Source organism: Streptomyces sp. NBC_00440, from assembly GCF_036014215.1.
Lineage (GTDB): Bacteria > Actinomycetota > Actinomycetes > Streptomycetales > Streptomycetaceae > Streptomyces.
Genome location: NZ_CP107921.1, coordinates 4,047,632 through 4,066,721 on the forward strand (window position 1 = coordinate 4,047,632; position 19,090 = coordinate 4,066,721).

The 19,090-nt window shown below is 69.4% G+C and carries 15 protein-coding genes; 6 read left to right on the top strand and 9 right to left on the bottom strand.

Going from position 1 to position 19,090, the window contains the following annotated elements; all coding sequences use genetic code 11:
• Position 1: 1 nt before the first annotated feature.
• The 4 genes from cydD to hisC all read right to left on the bottom strand — a co-directional run bounded on the left by cydD (position 2) and on the right by hisC (position 7,545).
• A complete protein-coding gene (gene cydD, locus OHB13_RS18270; RefSeq protein ID WP_328377825.1) occupies positions 2 to 3,598 on the bottom strand; it encodes a thiol reductant ABC exporter subunit CydD in 3,597 nt (1,198 codons plus the stop codon).
• 29 nt (positions 3,599 to 3,627) lie between these two features.
• Positions 3,628 to 4,629 carry a cytochrome d ubiquinol oxidase subunit II gene (cydB, locus tag OHB13_RS18275; RefSeq protein WP_266855278.1) on the bottom strand — a complete coding sequence of 334 codons (1,002 nt, stop codon included), beginning with the start codon at positions 4,627 to 4,629 and terminating at the stop codon, positions 3,628 to 3,630.
• Between the two features lie 13 nt (positions 4,630 to 4,642).
• Positions 4,643 to 6,226: a cytochrome ubiquinol oxidase subunit I gene (locus OHB13_RS18280; RefSeq protein WP_266855277.1), complete on the bottom strand. Its 1,584-nt coding sequence runs from the start codon at positions 6,224 to 6,226 to the stop codon at positions 4,643 to 4,645.
• A 239-nt stretch (positions 6,227 to 6,465) separates the two neighbouring features.
• Positions 6,466 to 7,545 carry a histidinol-phosphate transaminase gene (hisC, locus tag OHB13_RS18285; protein ID WP_266855276.1) on the bottom strand — a complete coding sequence of 360 codons (1,080 nt, stop codon included), beginning with the start codon at positions 7,543 to 7,545 and terminating at the stop codon, positions 6,466 to 6,468.
• Positions 7,546 to 7,880: 335 nt separating this feature from the next.
• Between hisC and OHB13_RS18290 the strand changes: the two genes are divergently transcribed.
• The 3 genes from OHB13_RS18290 to OHB13_RS18300 all read left to right on the top strand — a co-directional run bounded on the left by OHB13_RS18290 (position 7,881) and on the right by OHB13_RS18300 (position 11,233).
• Entirely contained in the window at positions 7,881 to 9,002 is a 1,122-nt protein-coding gene (locus tag OHB13_RS18290) for a LacI family DNA-binding transcriptional regulator (protein WP_266855275.1), read from the top strand.
• A 156-nt stretch (positions 9,003 to 9,158) separates the two neighbouring features.
• A complete protein-coding gene (locus tag OHB13_RS18295) occupies positions 9,159 to 10,253 on the top strand; it encodes a metallophosphoesterase (protein WP_266860895.1) in 1,095 nt (364 codons plus the stop codon).
• Between the two features lie 149 nt (positions 10,254 to 10,402).
• On the top strand, positions 10,403 to 11,233 hold the full coding sequence (locus OHB13_RS18300) for a hypothetical protein (RefSeq protein WP_266855274.1): 831 nt from the start codon (positions 10,403 to 10,405) through the stop codon (positions 11,231 to 11,233).
• A gap of 188 nt (positions 11,234 to 11,421) precedes the next feature.
• Here OHB13_RS18300 and thiC read toward each other — a convergent pair whose 3' ends face one another.
• Positions 11,422 to 13,197 (bottom strand): phosphomethylpyrimidine synthase ThiC, encoded by a 1,776-nt coding sequence (gene thiC / locus OHB13_RS18305; protein WP_266855273.1) that lies wholly within the window; start codon positions 13,195 to 13,197, stop codon positions 11,422 to 11,424.
• Positions 13,198 to 13,386: 189 nt separating this feature from the next.
• Here thiC and OHB13_RS18310 point away from each other — a divergent pair, with 189 nt between their 5' ends.
• The gene (locus OHB13_RS18310; RefSeq protein ID WP_328377826.1) at positions 13,387 to 14,775 is read left to right on the top strand and encodes a YibE/F family protein; all 1,389 of its coding nucleotides are present in this window, start codon (positions 13,387 to 13,389) and stop codon (positions 14,773 to 14,775) included.
• A 76-nt stretch (positions 14,776 to 14,851) separates the two neighbouring features.
• Here the strand turns inward: OHB13_RS18310 and OHB13_RS18315 are convergent, their stop codons facing one another.
• The 4 genes from OHB13_RS18315 to OHB13_RS18330 form a co-directional block, all read right to left on the bottom strand.
• The gene (locus tag OHB13_RS18315) at positions 14,852 to 15,286 is read right to left on the bottom strand and encodes an SsgA family sporulation/cell division regulator (protein ID WP_266855271.1); all 435 of its coding nucleotides are present in this window, start codon (positions 15,284 to 15,286) and stop codon (positions 14,852 to 14,854) included.
• Positions 15,287 to 15,400: 114 nt separating this feature from the next.
• The gene (locus tag OHB13_RS18320; protein ID WP_323183768.1) at positions 15,401 to 16,126 is read right to left on the bottom strand and encodes an IclR family transcriptional regulator; all 726 of its coding nucleotides are present in this window, start codon (positions 16,124 to 16,126) and stop codon (positions 15,401 to 15,403) included.
• Positions 16,127 to 16,540: 414 nt separating this feature from the next.
• On the bottom strand, positions 16,541 to 16,759 hold the full coding sequence (locus tag OHB13_RS18325; RefSeq protein WP_266855269.1) for a DUF5326 family protein: 219 nt from the start codon (positions 16,757 to 16,759) through the stop codon (positions 16,541 to 16,543).
• Positions 16,760 to 16,915: 156 nt separating this feature from the next.
• Complete coding sequence (locus OHB13_RS18330) at positions 16,916 to 17,233, bottom strand: cupin domain-containing protein (protein ID WP_266855268.1); 318 nt, start codon at positions 17,231 to 17,233, stop codon at positions 16,916 to 16,918.
• Between the two features lie 51 nt (positions 17,234 to 17,284).
• Between OHB13_RS18330 and OHB13_RS18335 the strand changes: the two genes are divergently transcribed.
• Together OHB13_RS18335 and OHB13_RS18340 are read left to right on the top strand one after the other, a co-directional pair.
• Entirely contained in the window at positions 17,285 to 17,662 is a 378-nt protein-coding gene (locus OHB13_RS18335; protein WP_266855267.1) for a phage holin family protein, read from the top strand.
• A 7-nt stretch (positions 17,663 to 17,669) separates the two neighbouring features.
• Positions 17,670 to 18,827, top strand: a complete 1,158-nt coding sequence (locus OHB13_RS18340) for a cystathionine gamma-lyase (protein ID WP_405752984.1) — start codon at positions 17,670 to 17,672, stop codon at positions 18,825 to 18,827.
• Positions 18,828 to 19,090: the final 263 nt, after the last annotated feature.

Genomic DNA, 19,090 nt, shown 5'->3' on the forward strand with positions numbered 1-19,090 from the left:
CCTATATGTCCTGGAAAGTCGGATTCCGTTGGCTGCCGAGCAGATCGCCCGCCCGCTCACGCTCCAGCATCCGCCGCAACGGCCCCTCCAGCGCTGCCAGCTCCGCGTAAGGTCCACGCTGCACGACCCGCCCACCGTCCAGCACAAGCACCTCGTCGACGGCGTCGAGCCCGCGGAGCCGGTGGGTGATGAGCAGGGTCGTACGCCCCTCGGTGGCGGTCAGCAGATCCGCGGTGAGCGCGTCGGCGGTCGCCAGGTCGAGGTGTTCCGCCGGCTCGTCCAGGACGAGTACGGGAAAGTCGGCGAGGAGTGCGCGGGCCAGTGCCAGCCGCTGGCGCTGCCCGCCGGAGAGCCTCGCACCGTGCTCCCCCACCGGAGTGTCGAGACCGTCGGGCAGCCCGTCCACCCAGTCCAGCAGCCGGGCCCCGGCGAGCGCCCCGCGCAGTTCGCCGTCCGAGGCACCGGAACGGGCCAGCCTGAGGTTCTCCCGCAGGGAACTGTCGAAGATGTGCGCGTCCTGGGCACACAGCCCGACGAGTCCGCGCACCGTGTCACCGTCCAGCGCGTCGGCAGCCACTCCGCCGAGCGTGTAAGTCCCCGACTCCGGGTCCAGAAAGCGCAGCAGCACCTGGGCGAGCGTCGTCTTGCCGGCCCCGGAGGGACCGACGACGGCGACCCGGCGCCCCGCTTCGAGCCTGAGGCCCACCCCGTCGAGCGCCTGCCCCCGCTGCCCCGCGTAACGCGCGGTCAGCCCCCGCACCTCCAGCGGGAACGGCGACCGGGGCTCCGCTGCCGGGCGTACCGGCTCCTGTACGGGGACGGGCGCGTCCAGCACCTCGTACACCCGCTCGGCGCTCCTCCTGACCCGCTGCCGGTACTGCACGGCGAGCGGCAGTCCTGTGACCGCCTCGAAGGCCGCCAGCGGAGTCAGCACCACCACCGCGAGCTCCACGCCGGCGAGCCTGCCGTCGTGGACGGCCGGTACACCGACGAAAGCGGCGGCGGCGACGGTCAGCCCGCAGACGAGAGCGGTCAGCCCGCCACCGAGCGCGGTGGCGGTGGCACCCCGTGAGGCGATCCGGGTCAGCGTCCGGTCCGCGTCCCTGGCGCTGTGCAGCCGCCCGCGCAGCGCACCGGCGACCGTCAGCTCGGCGGTCCCCATGAGGAGATCAACAACCCGGGTGGCCAGTGCCCCGCGTGCGGGGGCCAGTTGGCGCTCGGCCCGCCGGGCGCAGAGACCGCTCAGCGCGGGCACCCCGACCCCGGCGATCAGCAGTCCTGCCGCGAGCACCGCCCCGGCTGCGGGCAGCAGCCAGGCCGTGAACCCGACGGTGGCCGCTCCCACCACCACGGCGACCGCGGCCGGAAGCAGCCAGCGCAGCCAGTAGTCCTGCAGCGCGTCCACATCGGCGACCAGCCGCGACAGCAGGTCGCCGCGCCTGACCCTGCTCAGCCCGGCGGGTGCGATCCGCTCCAGCCTGCGGTAGACGGCCACGCGCAGATCGGCGAGCATCCGCAGCACCGCATCGTGCGACACCAGCCGCTCGGCATAGCGGAAGACGGCCCGCCCGGTCCCGAAGGCCCGGGTCGCCGTGACAGCGACCATCAGATAGAGCACGGGCGGCTCCTGCGAAGCCCGTGAGATGAGCCAGCCCGATGTCGCCATGAGCCCGATGGCCGAGCCCAGCGCGAGACTTCCCAGCAGCAGGGCCAGCAGCAGCCGCCCCCGCAGCGCACCGGCGGCCTCCCGCACCCGCGCCAGCGGGTTCCGCCGTCCGGGCCGGGCAGCCGAGAGGGCGTCGGTCGCCGACGTCTCGCGGTCCGTCACCTGCTCCGTCCGCGGTACGGGCACGGCAGCGGCCTGCGGCACGGGAGCGTCACCACCGGCCGCCGGGGCAGCCTGCGATGTGCCGGGCGCCAGCGCGACCACACGGTCGGCCACAGCGAGCAGGGCCGGCCGGTGCACCACGAGCACCACGGTGCGGCCCAGCGCGAGACGCCGTACCGCGTCGACGATGCCGGCCTCCGTCTCGCCGTCCAGCGCCGCCGTCGGCTCGTCGAGCAGCAGCAGCGGCCGGTCGGCGAGGAACGCCCTGGCCAGCGCGAGTCGTTGCCGCTGTCCGGCCGAGAGCCCCGCACCGCCCTCACCGAGGACCGTGTCCGCCCCGTCCGGCAGTGCGGCGACGAAGTCGTACGCCCCGGCATCGCGCAGAGCTCCGTGCACCGCGGACGCATCGGCGTCGGGGCGCGCGAGCCGTACGTTCTCCGCGATCGTGCCCGCGAACAGATACGGCTGCTGCGGCACCCAGGCGATCTGCTCGCGCCACCGCTCGGGGGAGAGCGAGGCAAGATCGACAGCGGTGCCCCGGCCCGCTCCGGCCGCCCCGCCGGACGCCGTCGGGGCCGGTCCCACCGGCCCGACGAGAACCCGTCCCTCGTCGGGCGCCACGAAGCCCAGCAGGACATTGAGCAGCGTCGACTTCCCGACCCCGCTCGGTCCGGTGATCGCGACCGTCTCTCCGGCCCCGACGACCAGTGAAGCCGACTCCAGCGACGGTTCCGTACGGCCGGGATGGCGCACCGTCACCCGGTCCAGCTCCAGCCGGAGCGATCCGGGGACCTCGCTGGTCCCTCCCGTCGGCAGCGGAGTCTCCAGCACCGCGAAGATCTCCTCGGCGGCCGAAAGACCCTCGGCCGCCGCGTGGTACTGCGCCCCGACCTGCCGCAGCGGCAGATAGGCCTCGGGCGCCAGCACCAGGATCACCAGGCCCGTGTACAGGTCCAGTTCTCCCTTGACGAGCCGGAGCCCGATACCGACGGCGACCAGCGCCACCGACAGGGTCGCCAGCAGCTCCAGCGCGAACGACGAGAGGAAGGCGATCCGCAGCGTCCGCAGCGTCGCCTTCCGGTACTCGTCCGTGATGGTCCTGATCGACTCGGCCTGCGCCTTGGCCCGACCGAACACCTTCAGTGTCGGCAGTCCGGCCACCACGTCGAGGAAGTGCCCCGACAGCCTGGAGAGCAGCCTCCACTGACGGTCCATGCGGGCCTGGGTGGCCCAGCCGATGAGCATCATGAAGACCGGGATCAGCGGCAGCGTCCCGACGATGATGGCCGCCGACACCCAGTCCTCGGTGACGACCCGAACCAGCACCGCCACCGGCACCACCACCGCGAGCCCCAACTGCGGGAGATAGCGCGAGAAGTAGTCGTCCAGAGCGTCGACGCCCCGGGTGGCGAGAGCGACCAGCGACCCGGTCCGCTGACCGGTCAGCCACTGCGGCCCCAGCTCAGCGGACCTCTCAAGCAGCCGCCGCCGCAGCTCGGACTTGACCGCGGCGCTGGCCCGGTGCGCGGCCAGCTCGGTCAGCCAGGCCACCAGCCCCCGGCCCAGTGCCACCGCCACAAGCAGCAGCAGCGAGGTCCGCAGCCCTGATCCGTCCAGGCCGTGCTGGAACGCCCCCACCACCACATCGGCGATCAGCATGGCCTGGGCCACGACCAGACCCGCGCCGGCCAGTCCGAGGACCACCACGGCGCCCAGGAAGAGGCGAGTGGCACCGGCGTACCGGAGCAGACGCGGGTCGATCGGTTTCACGTGAAACACCCTCTCCTGGTGGGCATCGGCTAGTGGGCGTCGGCGATGTGCTGAGTGCCCAGCCGCTTGCGGAACACCCAGTACGTCCAGCCCTGGTAGAGCAGGACCAGCGGCGTCATGATGCCCGCCACCCAGGTCATGACCTTGAGCGTGTAATGGCCGGACGCCGAGTTGTCGATCGTCAGACTCCAGGCGGCGTTGAGCGAGGACGGCATCACATCCGGCGCCAGCGAGAGGAACAGTGCGGCCACCGTGGCCGCGATGGCCACCCCCGTGAAGGCGAAGGCCCAGCCCTCCCGGGTCCGGGCGTTCATCACGAACGCCGCGACGAGCGCGGCCAGCGCCACACAGAGCGCCGTCAGCGTGGACCCGTCGCCGCGGTCCGCCTGCAGCCAGATCAGGAAGGCCGCGGCGAGAGCCGCCGTGACGACAGCGGCCTTGGCCGCGAAGGCCCTGGCCCGCACGCGGATGTCGCCCACCGTCTTGAGCGCCGTGAAGACAGCCCCGTGCAGGGTGCACAGCGCGGTGAAGGCGAGCCCGCCGAGGACCCCGTAACCGTTCAGCAGGTCCCCGAACGAACCGGCGTAGTCCTGGTGGCTGTTGACCGGCACCCCGTGAACCATGTTGGCGAAGATCAGCCCCCAGAGGAACGGCAGCAGCAGAGAGGTGGTGAAGAGCACCCACTCCCAGTTGCGCTGCCAGCTCTCCTCGGCCCGCTTGTGGCGGTACTCGAAGGACAGCACCCGCACGATCAGCAGGACCAGGATCAGTACGAGCAGCAGATAGAAGCCGCTGAAGAAGGTGGCGTACCAGACCGGGAAGGCCGCGAACATCGCGCCTGCCGCGGTGATCAGCCACACCTCGTTCCCGTCCCAGACAGGACCGATGATGTTGATCAGCACCCGGCGCTCGCGCCGGTCCCTGGCCAGCAGCCGGGTGAGGATACCGACCCCGAAGTCGAAGCCTTCGAGGAAGAAGTACCCGGTCCACAGCACGGCGATCAGCAGAAACCAGAAGTCGTTGAGGCCCATGACGTCTCTCCTCTCAGTACGCGAAGGTCAGGGGTTTGTCGGCGTCATCGTCATCGTCTCGGCCTCCCGGCCCACCGGGCCCTGAGAAGGGGCCGCGCAGCCGCGGGTCCTTGGCGGGCGGCTGTTCGTCGGTGTCCGGACCCATCACCGCGTACTTCTTCATCAGCCGGACGTTGATCCAGCCGAGAATCGCGTAGAGCGTGACCAGGACGATCAGCGAGATCAGCATCTCCGTCTGGGAGACACCGGGGGAGACGGAGTCGGCGGTCTTGAAGAGACCGAAGACGGCCCAGGGCTGCCGGCCCATCTCGGTGAAGACCCAGCCGATGGAGTTGGCGATCAGCGGGAAGACCAGGGAGGCCATCCCCACGCGCCAGCCCCACTTCGTGAAGAAGGGGTTCAGCTCCCGGCCCGCCGTGAGCATCAGCTTGGGCGCCTCGTCGTCGCCGGTCCGGTGCTCCGGCAGCAGCCACTTCTTCTTCCGGGTCAGCCAGAGTCCGGCAGCCGCGGCCACCGACGCCGTGAGCCCGATCCCGATCATGAGCCGGAATCCCCAGAAGGTGACGAAGATGTTGGGTACGTAGTCGTCGGGGCTGCCGCCGTACTTGGCAGCCTCGGCCTTCGCGGTCTGGTGGATGCCGGGTACCGCGGTGTGGAAGTCGTCGTGGGCGAGGAAGGACAGTATCCCCGGGATCGACAGCTCGACGGAGTTGTGGCCCGCCGCCACATTGCCCACCGCGAAGACGGAGAACGGCGCCGGTGCCTGGGTCTCCCAGAGCGCCTCGGCCGCGGCCATCTTCATGGGCTGCTGCTCGAACATCACCTTGCCCAGCTGGTCGCCGGAGAGCGCGGTGAGGATCCCGGCGGTCACCGTCATCACCAGGCCCATGCGCAACGAGGTGCGCATCACGCGGGTGCGCTTGGTGTCGGTGCTGGTACCCGCGGCCCTGGCCCGCCTGATCTTCCACAGGTGGTAGCTGGCGATGCCGACGACGAAGGCGCCGCCGGTGAGGAACGCCGAGGTCATGGTGTGGGTGAAGACCACCAGCGCGGTCTTCTGGGTGAGCACGCCCCAGATGTCGTTGAGGTGCGCGACACCGGTGGCCCGGTCGATGGAGTACCCGACCGGGTGCTGCATCCAGGAGTTGGCCGCCAGGATGAAGTACGCCGAGAGGGTCGTCCCGATCGCCACCATCCAGATACAGGCACAGTGGATCTTCTTGGGCAGCTTGTCCCAGCCGAAGATCCACAGCCCGATGAAGGTCGATTCGAAGAAGAAGGCGATCAGCGCCTCCATCGCGAGCGGCGCCCCGAAGACGTCACCGACGAACTTCGAGTAGTCCGACCAGTTCATCCCGAACTGGAACTCCTGGACGAGGCCGGTGGCGACCCCGATAGCCAGGTTGATCAGCAGGAGCTTCCCCCAGAACTTCGAGGCGTGGAAGTACTTCTCCGCGCCCTTCCGCACCCAGGCGGTCTCGAAGCCCGCGGTGATCGCCGCCAGGGAGATCGTGAGGGGGACGAACAGGTAGTGGTAGACGGTGGTCAGCCCGAACTGCCAACGCGCCAGGGTATCCGGCGACAGAGCTAGTTCCACGTCGTCACTCTCCTTACGTGGCCGGGGTCACAGCGGGTTTCCGTCCCTTTGATCCCACACAGCCCGGAAGAAAAAGGACGCGCTTGTGAAAGCGTTCACATTCACAAGCAATACTACGAAAGCACTCCGGGCATGACGAAGGCGGGGTGCCCCAATGACACCCCGCCCTGTTCGAACCCAGCCCGAAAGGGGGTTACAGCCCCTTCCGCTACAGCTCTCTGCCGCTGCGACTCCTGCCGCTACAGCTCCTTGCGGTAGGCCGCCGCCGCCTGGAGGAAGAGGTCGTTGCCCTCGGTCTCGCCGATGGTGACCCGTACGCCCTCGCCGGCGAAGGGACGCACCACCACCCCTGCCTTCTCACAGGCCGCGGCGAAGTCGACGGTGCGGTCGCCCAGCCGGAGCCATACGAAGTTGGCCTGCGTCTCCGGCACCGTCCAGCCCTGGCCGACCAGACCCTCGTACACGCGCGTCCGCTCGGCGACCAGGGATCCCACCCGGCCCAGCAGTTCGTCCTCGGCCTGCAGGGACGCGACCGCCGCGTCCTGCGCCAGCTGGCTCACCCCGAACGGCACCGCGGTCTTGCGCAGCGCGGCCGCGACCGGCTCGTGGGCGATGGCGAAGCCGACCCGCAGTCCGGCCAGCCCGTACGCCTTGGAGAAGGTCCGCAGCACCGCCACATTGGGCCGGTCCCGGTACAGCTCGATGCCGTCGGGCACATCGGTGTCCCGGTTGAACTCCCGGTACGCCTCGTCCAGAACCACCAGGATGTCGGAGGGCACCCGGTCGAGGAAGCGCTCCAGCGCGGCCCTGCGGACCACGGTCCCGGTCGGGTTGTTGGGGTTGCAGACGAAGATCATCCGGGTCCGCTCGGTGATCGCGTCCGCCATCGCGTCCAGGTCGTGCACATCGCCGGAGTCCAGCGGCACCTGCACCGCGGTCGCCCCGCTGATCCGCGTGACGATCGGGTACGCCTCGAACGACCGCCAGGCGTAGATCACCTCGTCGCCGGGGCCCGAGGTGATCTGGAGCAGCGACTGGGCGACGCCGACCGATCCGGTGCCGGCCGCCAGATGCGAGACCGGCACCCCGAAGCGCTCGGCCAGTTCGTGCATCAGGACGGTGCAGGCCAGGTCCGGGTACCGGTTGAAGCTTCCGGCCGCGGCGACTGCGGTCTCCATCACACCCGGCAGCGGCGGATACGGGTTCTCGTTGGAGGACAGCTTGTAGGCGACCGGGCCGCCCGCGGCGGCCGGCCTGCCCGGAACATACGCGGGAATGCCGTCCAGCGCGGCGCGCAGCTTGGGGCTCTTCTGGCTCACAGCGGATCCTCCTCGACTCGGATGAACCCACCCTATGAGGAGCGCCGCCCCCTGCGAATGCCGGGCGCCGATGGGGGGCGTACTGCCGAACCTGGCGCGCGCCCATGGCTTGCGCCGTGGCGCGCGTCCCCCGAAGAGGTGAGTTGAGACCTCATCGCAACATCAGCCATGGGCCAGGTACACACCCGCCGACACCCGAGACTCTTTTGACACGACCCCCAAATCCCCTGTATTCAAAGGTGATTGATGCTAAATGATCATGCAGAAACGTGCCTGTCAACGCATGCATATGCGCTCAGCCCAACCGCCCCTCATCGCCCTACTATCGGCTCGCCATGACAGCAGCAGGGAAGCACCAGGTGAGCCGGGCGGAGACTCCCCGCAGGGCCAACCGGCAAGGACGAGCGGGCATCCGGGACGTGGCCGCCGCAGCCGGTGTCTCCATCACGACCGTCTCCGACGCGCTCAACGGCAAGGGCAGGCTCCCGGACGCCACCCGCCGCCATGTCCGCGAGGTCGCCGACCGGCTGGGCTACCGCCCTTCCGCCGCGGCCCGAACCCTCCGTACCGGAAAGTCCGGCCTCATCGGCCTGACCGTCACCACGTACGGGGATGAACCTTTCACCTTCACCGAATTCGCGTACTTCGCCGAGATGGCCAGAGCCGCCACCTCCGCCGCGCTCGCACGCGGCTATGCACTCGTCATCCTCCCCGCGACCTCGCGCCACAGCGCGGTCGACGTCTGGTCGAACGTCGCCCTCGACGGCACCGTCGTCATCGACCCCTCCGACCACGATCCGGTCGTCACCGAACTCGTACGCCAGGGTCTCCCCGTCGTCTCCGACGGCCGCCCGGCGGGCACCCTGCCCGTCACGGCCTGGGTCGACAACGACCACGAGGCAGCGGTCCTCGACCTGCTCGACCATCTCGCCGCGGCCGGGGCCCGCCGCATCGGGCTGCTCACCGGCACCACGACCGACACGTACACCCGGCTCTCCACCACCGCGTATCTGCGCTGGTGCGAGCGGGTCGGGCAGGATCCGGTGTACGAGTCCTACCCCGCCCACGACCCGTGTGCGGGAGCCGTCGCCGCGGACCGCCTGCTCGCCCGCCCCGACCGCCCGGACGCCGTCTACGGACTCTTCGACCCCAACGGCACCGATCTGCTCGCGGCAGCACGGCGGTACGGACTGCGCGTCCCGGAGGACCTGCTGCTGGTCTGCTGCAGCGAATCCACCGTGTACGCGAGCACCGAGCCGCCCATCACGACCCTCTCGCTCAAGCCACGCCGGATCGGTACAGCGGTCATCCAGTTACTCATCGATGCCATCGAAGGCATCAATGAGGACCACCCGGTCGAGCAGGTGATACCGACCGAACTCATCGTCCGGACCTCCTCGCAGCGCCGCCCGCCGCGCACCACGGTCAGCGCACCCCGCTCTCCGGCGCCGGACTGACCGCCTCAATAGGTGCGAAAAGGGCGGCGGGGCGGCAGACCATCCGGATTCAGCACCCCTGGTGCGTCACAGAGTGCTAGTCGCATTCCTATGATGGGCGCACGACACCGCGGACCCCCCGACCAGGCAGGTCCGACCGGTGCACGGCGCGCGACGGTGGTGGAGGGGTCGATGACTCAGGGGGCCGGTCTGGAACCCGCGATGCGGACGGCGACAGTGCGGGACTTCCGCGTACCGCCCCTGCCCGCGTCCGAGCACGCCCGCGATGCCGGGAAGACGCCGCGGTACGCCGCCGGTGAGGAGCCGGACGGGTATACGGCAACCCAGCGGGACCTGCCCGTGATCAGCCGCGGCGGACCCGGTGACACGGTCGTCGTACCGATCGTGCCCGAACCTCAGCCCCTCCCCGCCCCTTCCGAGGGCGAGGGAGGGCTCGGGCCGCTCTATGTCGTCGGCGACGTCCACGGGTACCTCGACGAACTCCTGGCCGCCCTGTGCGCCCAGGGGCTCATCGACACCGAGGGCAACTGGGCCGCCGGCAACGCCCGCCTCTGGTTCCTCGGCGACTTCACCGACCGCGGGCCCGACGGCATCGGTGTCATCGACCTGGTGATGCGGCTGTCCGCCGAGGCCGCGGCCGCCGGCGGCTACTGCAAGGCCCTCATGGGCAACCACGAACTGCTGCTCATCGGCGCCAAGCGCTTCGGGGACACCCCGGTCAACTCCGGTGCGGGTACCGCGACCTTCCAGGCCGCGTGGCTGCTCAACGGCGGCCAGAAGGCCGACATGGACCGGCTGCAGGACGTCCACCTCCAGTGGATGTCGCGGCTCGACGCCATGGAGCTGGAGGACGACCACCTCCTGGTGCACTCCGACACGACCGCCTATCTCGACTACGGCGATTCGCTCGAAGCGGTCAATGACACCGTCCGCGAGACGCTCACCCGTAACGACGCCGACGAATGCTGGGACCTGTTCCGCAAGTTCACCAAGCGCTTCGCGTTCCGCGACGAGTCGGGTCCGCAGGCCGTGCAGGAGCTCCTCGAAGTCTTCGGCGGCCACCGGATCGTCCACGGCCACAGCCCCATCCCGTACCTGCTGGGCGAGGTCGGGGGCGAGGACGGCGATGACGGTCCGCGCACCGTCATCGAGGGTCCGCACGTGTACGCGGACGGGCTCGCCGTCGCCATGGACGGCGGCGTGACCATGGCCGGAAAGCTGCTCGTGGTGCAGCTGCCGCTGCCGAACTGAACAGCGCACCTGAAGGCGATTTCCGGAAACCCTCTGTTACCCCGTGCCATAACAGCTCTACCATCGGGTTATCCGTAGCAGGCTCTCCTCCGTTTACGCCCAACTGCCCGTCAGAAGGCGGGCGGCACGGCCCGACGGAGCATCGGGGGATGCACATGAACAGCGCTTCGCACCTGCTGACTGAGGACCGTCCGGAGTTCGAGCGGCTCCTCGACGACGCACTGCGCACCGCGCCCGACCGACCGGATCTGGCCGAGCTGGGGCAGCGGCTCAACAGCGAGCAGCTGCGCACCATGGTGCTCGACGCCGACAGCCTGGTCACCTCGGCCGCGGCAGCCGAGTACGACCACTTCGTGAAGGTGCGCGCCGAACTGCGCGCACCCGCCGCGGATTCGGTGCGCGCCTCCGTCCTCGCGCCCGTCAGAGGCGGCCCCAACGCGGGCGCGGGGCTCGCCGCCGTACTGGCCGTACTGGCCCCGGTGCTCGCGGGCACCGCCGCCGTGATCTTCCTGCTGGTGGGCTACCTGCTCAAGGCGCTCAATCCCGCGCCCGCCTTCGGCAACACCATGGTCACCGCGGGCTGGTTCTTCGCGGCCCTCACCGCCGCGGCCATCCTGGTCGCAGCGATCGGGCTCCTCCTGACGGCGCTGCGCAACGGCTCGACCGAGGTGCACCCCGAGCCGGAGGAGGGGGACGACGAGCTCTCCGAAGAGGTCGCCCGCGCCCGGGACGCCTGGCGCCACGCCCTGCTGGAACGGGGCATCGTCCCGTTCCTGAGCGCCGCGCTGGCCGACCCGAGCGTGGACCCGGCGGCGCCCGCCCCCTACCGGCCGGCGGGGCGCATACCCAACCTCGGGTACAGCCGCCCCGACTTCGCCAGTCCGGACGCGGGCGAGACGGCAGCCCACGACCGCCCCAGTTTCACCAGCCCGGACTTCACGAGCCCGGACTTCGGCGGCCCCGACCATCAGCCGGAGTGACAGCACCCGTTGGGTCAGCATCCTTTGGGACAGCACCCATTGGGACAGCGGCCGCAGTGACAGCCGCAGTGGCACCGGCCGTAGTGACACCACCCTGGTGACACCGGCCGGGCCGCTGTGACACCGGCCGGGCCGCTGTGGGACCGGCCGGTGTGACACAGGAGCGGACCCGGTATGGAGGGGCGTGGTCAGTCGGCGATCGGCAGGTACACCCGGTTGCCGCTCGCCGCGAACTCCTTCGACTTCTCCGCCATGCCCGACTCGATCTCCTCCTGGCTTCCGCCGTGTTCGCGGCGGATGTCCTGGGAGATCTTCATCGAGCAGAACTTCGGCCCGCACATGGAACAGAAATGCGCGGTCTTGGCCGGCTCGGCCGGCAGCGTCTCGTCATGGAACTCCCTTGCCGTGTCGGGGTCGAGAGCCAGATTGAACTGGTCCTCCCAGCGGAACTCGAAGCGCGCGTCCGAGAGCGCGTCGTCCCACTTCTGCGCGTCCGGGTGCCCCTTGGCGAGATCCGCCGCATGGGCCGCGATCTTGTACGTGATCACGCCGGTCTTCACGTCGTCCCTGTTGGGCAGCCCCAGGTGCTCCTTGGGCGTGACGTAGCAGAGCATGGCCGTGCCCCACCAGGCGATCATCGCCGCCCCGATGCCGGAGGTGATGTGGTCATACGCCGGGGCCACGTCCGTGGTGAGCGGGCCGAGCGTATAGAAGGGGGCCTCCTCGCAGATCTCCTGCTGGAGGTCGATGTTCTCCTTGATCTTGTGCATCGGGACATGACCGGGACCTTCGATCATCGTCTGTACACCATGACGTTTGGCGATCGTGTTGAGTTCCCCGAGGGTGCGCAACTCCGCGAACTGCGCCTCGTCGTTGGCGTCCGCGATCGACCCCGGCCGCAGCCCGTCGCCCAGCGAGTAGGTGACGTCGTAGGAAGCGAGGATGTCCGAGAGCTCCTCGAAGTTCTCGTACAGGAACGACTCCTTGTGGTGCGCCAGGCACCAGGCGGCCATGATCGAGCCGCCGCGCGAGACGATGCCGGTCTTACGGCGTGCGGTGAGCGGCACGTACCGCAGGAGCACCCCCGCGTGCACCGTCATGTAGTCGACGCCCTGTTCGGCCTGCTCGATGACCGTGTCCTTGTAGATCTCCCAGGTCAGCTCCTCGGCCTGGCCGTCGACCTTCTCCAGTGCCTGGTAGAGCGGGACCGTGCCGATCGGGACCGGGGAGTTGCGCAGCACCCACTCGCGGGTGGTGTGGATATTGCGCCCGGTGGACAGGTCCATGACTGTGTCCGCGCCCCACTTGGTGGCCCAGGTCATCTTGTCCACCTCCTCCTCGATGGAGGAAGTGACCGCGGAGTTACCGATGTTGGCGTTGACCTTCACCAGGAACCGCTTACCGATGATCATCGGCTCGATCTCCGGGTGGTTCACGTTGGCCGGCAGGACCGCCCGGCCCGCGGCGATCTCCTCCCGTACGACCTCGGGGGAGACGTTCTCCCGGATCGCGACGTACTCCATCTCCGGGGTGATCTCCCCGCGCAGGGCGTACGCGAGCTGGCTCACCGCGCGCCCCTCACGCCCCCTTCTGGGCTGGCGGGGACGGCCGGGGAAGACCGCGTCGAGGTTACGGAGTCCTCCGCGCGGCGATGTGTGCTTGATCCCGTCGTCCTCGGGGCGGGCCGGGCGGCCCGCGTACTCCTCGGTGTCGCCGCGGCCGATGATCCAGTTCTCCCGGAGCGGGGCGAGCCCGCGCCGTACATCGGTCTCGACGGTGGGATCGGTGTACGGGCCTGACGTGTCGTACAGCGTCACGTCCTGCCCATTGGTGAGGTGCACCTGCCTGACGGGCACCCTGAGATCCGCGCGCGAGCCCTCCGGGCCCGCGACATATCCCTTGTGCCAGCCCGGCTTGCGCTCGTCCTGGTCGGTGGCAGGCGTGCGTGCATCCACTGTGGTCATGAGACCTACTCCCTACGCCGGCATTACCCGGTAACAGGTTCGGCGGTCGGCGCAGCTCACAGCAGTCTGCTGGTCAGCGCCCTCTCAGCCCGGTGCTCCGAGCTCCCGCGTGTGCAAAGGTGCCCCCACGCTAACGCCATCAGCCGCACACTGAACAGAGGGCCTCCCCTTTCTTGCGATGATCCGCTGGTGACCCCACACCCCGAACCGCCTCCCGGCGGGCACGGCCACTCGCACAGCCACGGCCCTGCGGCGCCCGTGTCCAAGCATCTGCGCAAGGTCATCGCGGCGGTGCTGATTCCCTTCGCGACGGCGGTTGTTGTCGGTCTCGCGGTCTTCTGGCCGGGCGGTGCGCCGCACCATGCCCGCAGCGGTGTCGGGTTCGACCGGCAGACGCAGCAGGGCGACGTGGTGGACATCACTTCGGTCAACTGCAAGGACGTGCACGCGAGTCAGTCGTCGGCGGCCGACGGGGGCGGGAGCGCGAGCGGGGGCGAGGGCGGAGGCGCAGACGCGGCGGAACAGCAGGCCGGCGCCCGTGCGGCCCCGCAGGGCACCCAGTGCAAGAGGGCCAGGATCGAGGTGACGAGCGGCAAGGACAAGGGCCGCACCTTCACCGAGATCGTTCAGCCGGACTCCCCGCGCCAGTTGCACCAGGGGCAGGGCGTGATCGTGGCGTACGCCCCCGACGCTCCCCGCGACCTGCAGTACTCGGTGTCCGACGTGGACCGGAAGTTCCCGCTGGCGCTGCTCGCCGGGATCTTCGCGCTGGTGGTGGTCGCCGTGGGCCGGCTGCGCGGGCTGATGGCGCTGGTCGCGCTGGCCGTCAGCTTCGCCGTGCTGTCGCTGTTCATCCTGCCCGCGATCCTGCACGGGTCGAATCCGCTGGTCGTGGCGGTGATCGGGGCGAGCGCCATCATGCTGATCGCGCTCTACACCTGCCACGGTCCGACGGCGCGGACCTCGGTCGCCGTCATCGGCACGCTGATCTCGCTGATGCTGATCGGGCTGCTCGGTTCGCTCTTCATCGGCTGGGCCGGCCTGACGGGCAACACCGACGACAGCACCGGACTGATCCACGGCCTCTACCCGCACATCGACATGAGCGGGCTGCTGCTGGCGAGCGTCATCATCGGATCGCTCGGAGTGCTGGACGACGTGACGGTCACACAGACCTCAGCCGTCTGGGAACTGCACCAGGCCGACCCCACGATGGGGGCCCGCGGGCTCTACCGGGCGGGCATCCGGATCGGCCGAGACCACATCGCGTCCGTCGTCAACACGCTCGTCCTGGCCTACGCGGGTGCGGCGCTGCCCCTGCTGCTGCTCTTCTCCATCGCGCAGAGCAGTGTGGGGACGGTGGCCAACTCCGAACTGGTCGCGGAGGAGATCGTACGAACCCTGGTGGGCTCGATCGGCCTGGTCGCCTCGGTGCCGGTGACCACGGCGCTCGCCACGCTCGTGGTCTCGGCCGACCGCCCGCGCCAGGGGACCGGCGGTGCGGGCCGTGGGACGGGCTGGGCGCTCCCCGGAAGGGGCATCGCGCGGGGTGGTGGGGGCCGCCGTCGCAAGCACTGAGCCGTCGGGCTCGGCGCTCGCTCAGGCCGAAGCTCCCAGGCCCAGTTCTCAGCCCTCACAGCTCAGCCCTCACCCCTCAGCCCGCGTTCTCCTCCGCGAGAATCCGGCCGAGTGCTGCCTCCAGATGTCCGTCGAAGTCGCCCAGACTGCGCTCCTCGCCGAGGGGCACGATCTTGTCGGTGCGGTCCAGGAAGGCGATCAGCGGAGCGCTGCCCGCCCGGAACAGCGCGCGGTCGGCCCCGACCTGGAGGCGCAGATGGACGTCGGACAGCCCTGCCGGATCACTGGGAGCGATGTGCACGTCGCCGTCCCCCGTGGGGGCGTTGATCCCGTCGAGAAGCAGCTCACGACCGAACGTCCAGGTCACCGGCGCATCCCCGGGAAGGTGGAAGGTCATCCGGACCGCGTACGGATCGCTCACCTCGTAGCACAGCTCCACCGGGATACGGAAAGAGAGCTCCTCGGAGACGAGGAAGCTCATCATGACCTCTGCCTGGACCGATTCGCTCATGTCCCTACCCCGCAGTAGACGCCGTGTTGGTTCACCGGATGGCCGGGAATGTACCTCCAGGCCCTCTTGACGTAATCGTGCTGTAAGCGCAAACAGATCACAAGGAGTGATATTTCAGATACTGATAGAGAACGCAAGCGAATCGAGCAAAGCCCCAGCCTCGGACCGTAACGTTTTAGCAGCGGAGAGCAACCGTACTTGCTGGTGCACGGGGCCTGAAACAGCCATCGCGGCAACACCTGAACCGACCGTGATCGGGATGGCCGCGCAGACGGTTCCGAGTGCGTACTCCTGCCGCTCGACAACCGGTTGTATCCGTTCCGTCGCAGCCAGTCTCCGCAGCAGGACGCACCGGTCACGCACCGAATAGCGGGTCAGCGGACGCACCGGATGGCGGTCCAGATGATCTCTGCGAGAGGCTTCGTCGAGCTGGCTCAGCAGGCACTGTCCGAGGGCGTGTGCATGACCGGTTTCCCGGAAGTCCGCCCACTCCTCGACGGCGGGCGCGGCGGGAGTGTCGGCGACCGCGACGAGCTCGATCTCACCCTCGCGGTAGGCCGCAAAATAAATCGGTACCCCGAGCGCGTCCCGCCAGGAGTTGAGCGATTCGACCAGCGCCGCGCGCCGGTTCCGCACGGCGCACCGGTCGGCCAGCCGCTCGGCGGCGGCTCCGGGCACGAATACGCCGTTCTCCCGGCGCACATAGCCGTCGTGGGCCAGGGTGCGCAGCAGGTGGTAGGCGGTCGGGAGGGGGAGTCCCGCCTCCCTGGCGAGCTGTTTCGCGGGCGCTCCGCCGCTGTGGGAGCTGACCGCCTCCAGCAGTCTGAGCGCGCGCTGCACCGAGCCGATCAGTGTCGGCGCAGCGGTGTGAGGTCCAGCGGTGTGAGGTCCAGCGGTGTGAGGTCCAGCGGTGTGAGGTCCAGCGGTGTGAGGTGCTGTGGTGTGAGGTGCTGTGGCCAAAGGGTCACCCCCAGGATGCCGACGGCGGATCGCGTGCCCGCGAGGGCTTCCCCCGTGGGTCCCACCGCGCACAATCCGCTGGTCAGCGCCTTCTTCAGGCCAGCTTCCCGAGGAGGCGGCAGGGATTTCTCACTGTAGCCACAGCCTCCGTCCGGGCGTGGGGATTCGCTGCCCCCGTCCCTCAGCCGGGCTAACGACCGTACGGGTACACCAGCCCGGGTCCTCCGTCGTTCCCATCCGTCGCGCCGGCCAGTCGCGCTGTTCCAACCCCTCGCGCCGGCCAGTCGCGCCGTTCTACCAGTCGTTCCGCGAGGACGACGAAGAGGTGAACTTCCGTACGACGTAGATCAGTCCGGCGACGAGCGCCACCAGGAGCAGGGCCTTGAAGAGCAGCCCGATCACAAAGCCGATGACGGTCGCGATGAGACCGCCGAACACGATCAGCACGAGGACGGGCACCGCTACCCACTTCACCCACCACGGCATTCCCGCGAAAATCTCTCGGACCGCCATCGTCCTACCTCTTCCTGGATCTTCCTGGACCACACCGGCCACTCCGGGTGCTCTGCTTTCGATGCTAAAGGCGCCCGGGGGTTCGGCGGAGGCCACGCAGCCCTTGGAATCCCCTGATCCGCCCCCTACGGGACAGCAGCATCCGGGTCCGCCGGGTCAGCTCTCGGGCGGCGAGAAGACCACCAGAACCCGCAGGTCCTCGGAGATGTGGTGGAACTTGTGCGTCACCCCGGCCGGTACGTACACCACCCCGCCCCGCGCCACCTCGGTCGTCTCCGTACCGACCGTGATCGAAGCCCGGCCGCTCACCACGAAGTACACCTCGTCCTGGCCGTGCGGCTGCTGGCGGTCGGTCGCTCCCGCGTCCAGCGCGTAGAGCCCGACCGACATGTTCCGTTCGCGCAGGAACTGCAGATACGCACCGTCGTTGGCAGCACGCTCCGCCTCCAGTTCATCCAGCCGGAATGCTTTCATCGCTTGTCAGCCCCTGCACTCGTACCGATCGTGTCTGCCACGATCAGACACATGAAGAATTTCGTAGTCAAGACAGTTGCCAACGCAGCAGCACTCTTCGTAGCCATCTGGCTCCTTCAGGACATCACGCTCAGCGGCGACTCCACCGGCCGCAAAGTTCTCACCCTGATCATCGTGGCCGTGGTCTTCGGTCTGGTGAACTTCGTCGTCAAGCCGATCGTGAAGCTGATCGCCTTTCCCCTGTTCATCCTCACACTGGGGCTGATCACTCTGGTGATCAACGCCCTGATGCTGCTGCTGACTTCCTGGCTGTCCGGGAAGCTCGACCTCTCCTTCCATGTCCACGGCTTCTGGACCGCTGTACTCGGCGGCCTGATCATTTCGGTCGTCTCGTGGGCGATGAACGTCGTTCTGCCCGACGAGGACTGAGGCCCTGATGAGCACCCATGCCATGAACACACCCGCCACCGGCCCCGGAGACGGAACACGAGCGGTACGGGCCGGGCTGCCCGCACCGGTGAAGTACGAACCCACCCTGCCGGGGCCGGTCTTCGCCGCCCACTACCACCTGCCGGGTGAGCCCACCGGGCCCTACACCTACGGTCGCGACACCAACCCGACCTGGACGCACCTCGAAGCGGCCATCAGCGAGCTGGAGTCACCTGACGAGCCGGCCGAGACGGTCACCTTCGCCTCCGGTATGGCGGCCGTATCGGCGGTCCTGCTCTCCCAGGCGCGCGCGGGCGACACGGTGGTACTCCCCGACGACGGATACCAGGCACTGCCACTCGTGCGGGAGCAGCTGGAGGCGTACGGCGTCGAGGTGCGGACCGCGCCGACCGGTGGCGACGCACAGTTGGACGCCCTGACCGGTGCCCGGCTGCTGTGGATCGAGACCCCGTCCAATCCCGGTCTGGACGTCTGCGACGTACGGCGGCTCGCGGCGGCCGCACACACCGGCGGGACGCTGGTAGCGGTCGACAACACCCTCGCGACCCCGCTCGGACAGCGGCCCCTCGACCTCGGCGCGGACTTCTCCGTGGCGAGCGGCACCAAGGGGCTGACCGGGCACGGCGACATCCTGCTCGGCTATGTCACCTGCCGTGACGCGGAGCTCGCCGCGCGAGTACGGAAGTGGCGCAAGGTGGTCGGCGCGATCCCCGGGCCGATGGAGGCCTGGCTCGCGCACCGCTCGCTCGCCACGATCCAGCTGCGTGCCGACCGGCAGTCCGCGAACGCCCTGGCGCTCGCGGAGGCGCTGGCCGGACGCGCGGAGGTCGAGGGCCTGCGCCATCCCGGGCTGCCGTCGGACCCCTCGCACGCCACGGCGGCCGGCCAGATGCGCCGCTTCGGCTGCGTTGTCTCGTTCGTACTGCCGGACCGCGCCCACGCGGAGCGCTTTCTCGACGCACTGGAGCTGGCCGACGACGCGACCAGTTTCGGCAGCGTCCGCTCCACCGCCGAGCGGCGCGGTCGGTGGGGCGGCGATGCCGTGCCGGAGGGGTTCATCCGCTTCTCCGCAGGCGTCGAGGACACCCGTGATCTGGTGGCGGACGTCCTGCGAGCCCTGGACGAGGCTGCGCGGCAGGAGTAGCGGTCGGCAGCGGCAGCGCGTTCGGCACCGGCAGCGGGCGGCACCAGCGACGGTACGTGGACCGCGCGGGCTTTCCCCGTGACTGCGCTGCTGACGGTCCGAGCCTCCCCCCTCATGGCTCGGACCGTCGCGGTCCCCCGGTCAACGCGCGAAGAACCGCCTGTACAAGGCTAGTTGACTCTGCGTCAGTGTCCAATCACAGTAGCGGCAGCGACCTATCGACTTATTTATAGTTCTGCCGGGGGGCGGGACACTTCAGCCGC

Coding starts and splice junctions, on each gene's coding strand:
- cydB (WP_266855278.1), bottom strand. CDS start 4,629: ATGGGCCTCAACGACTTCTGGTTTCTGCTGATCGCCGTGCTGTGGACC.
- OHB13_RS18290 (WP_266855275.1), top strand. CDS start 7,881: ATGACAGCAGCAGGGAAGCACCAGGTGAGCCGGGCGGAGACTCCCCGC.
- OHB13_RS18300 (WP_266855274.1), top strand. CDS start 10,403: ATGCACATGAACAGCGCTTCGCACCTGCTGACTGAGGACCGTCCGGAG.
- thiC (WP_266855273.1), bottom strand. CDS start 13,197: ATGACCACAGTGGATGCACGCACGCCTGCCACCGACCAGGACGAGCGC.
- OHB13_RS18315 (WP_266855271.1), bottom strand. CDS start 15,286: ATGAGCGAATCGGTCCAGGCAGAGGTCATGATGAGCTTCCTCGTCTCC.
- OHB13_RS18325 (WP_266855269.1), bottom strand. CDS start 16,759: ATGGCGGTCCGAGAGATTTTCGCGGGAATGCCGTGGTGGGTGAAGTGG.
- OHB13_RS18330 (WP_266855268.1), bottom strand. CDS start 17,233: ATGAAAGCATTCCGGCTGGATGAACTGGAGGCGGAGCGTGCTGCCAAC.
- OHB13_RS18335 (WP_266855267.1), top strand. CDS start 17,285: ATGAAGAATTTCGTAGTCAAGACAGTTGCCAACGCAGCAGCACTCTTC.
- OHB13_RS18340 (WP_405752984.1), top strand. CDS start 17,670: ATGAGCACCCATGCCATGAACACACCCGCCACCGGCCCCGGAGACGGA.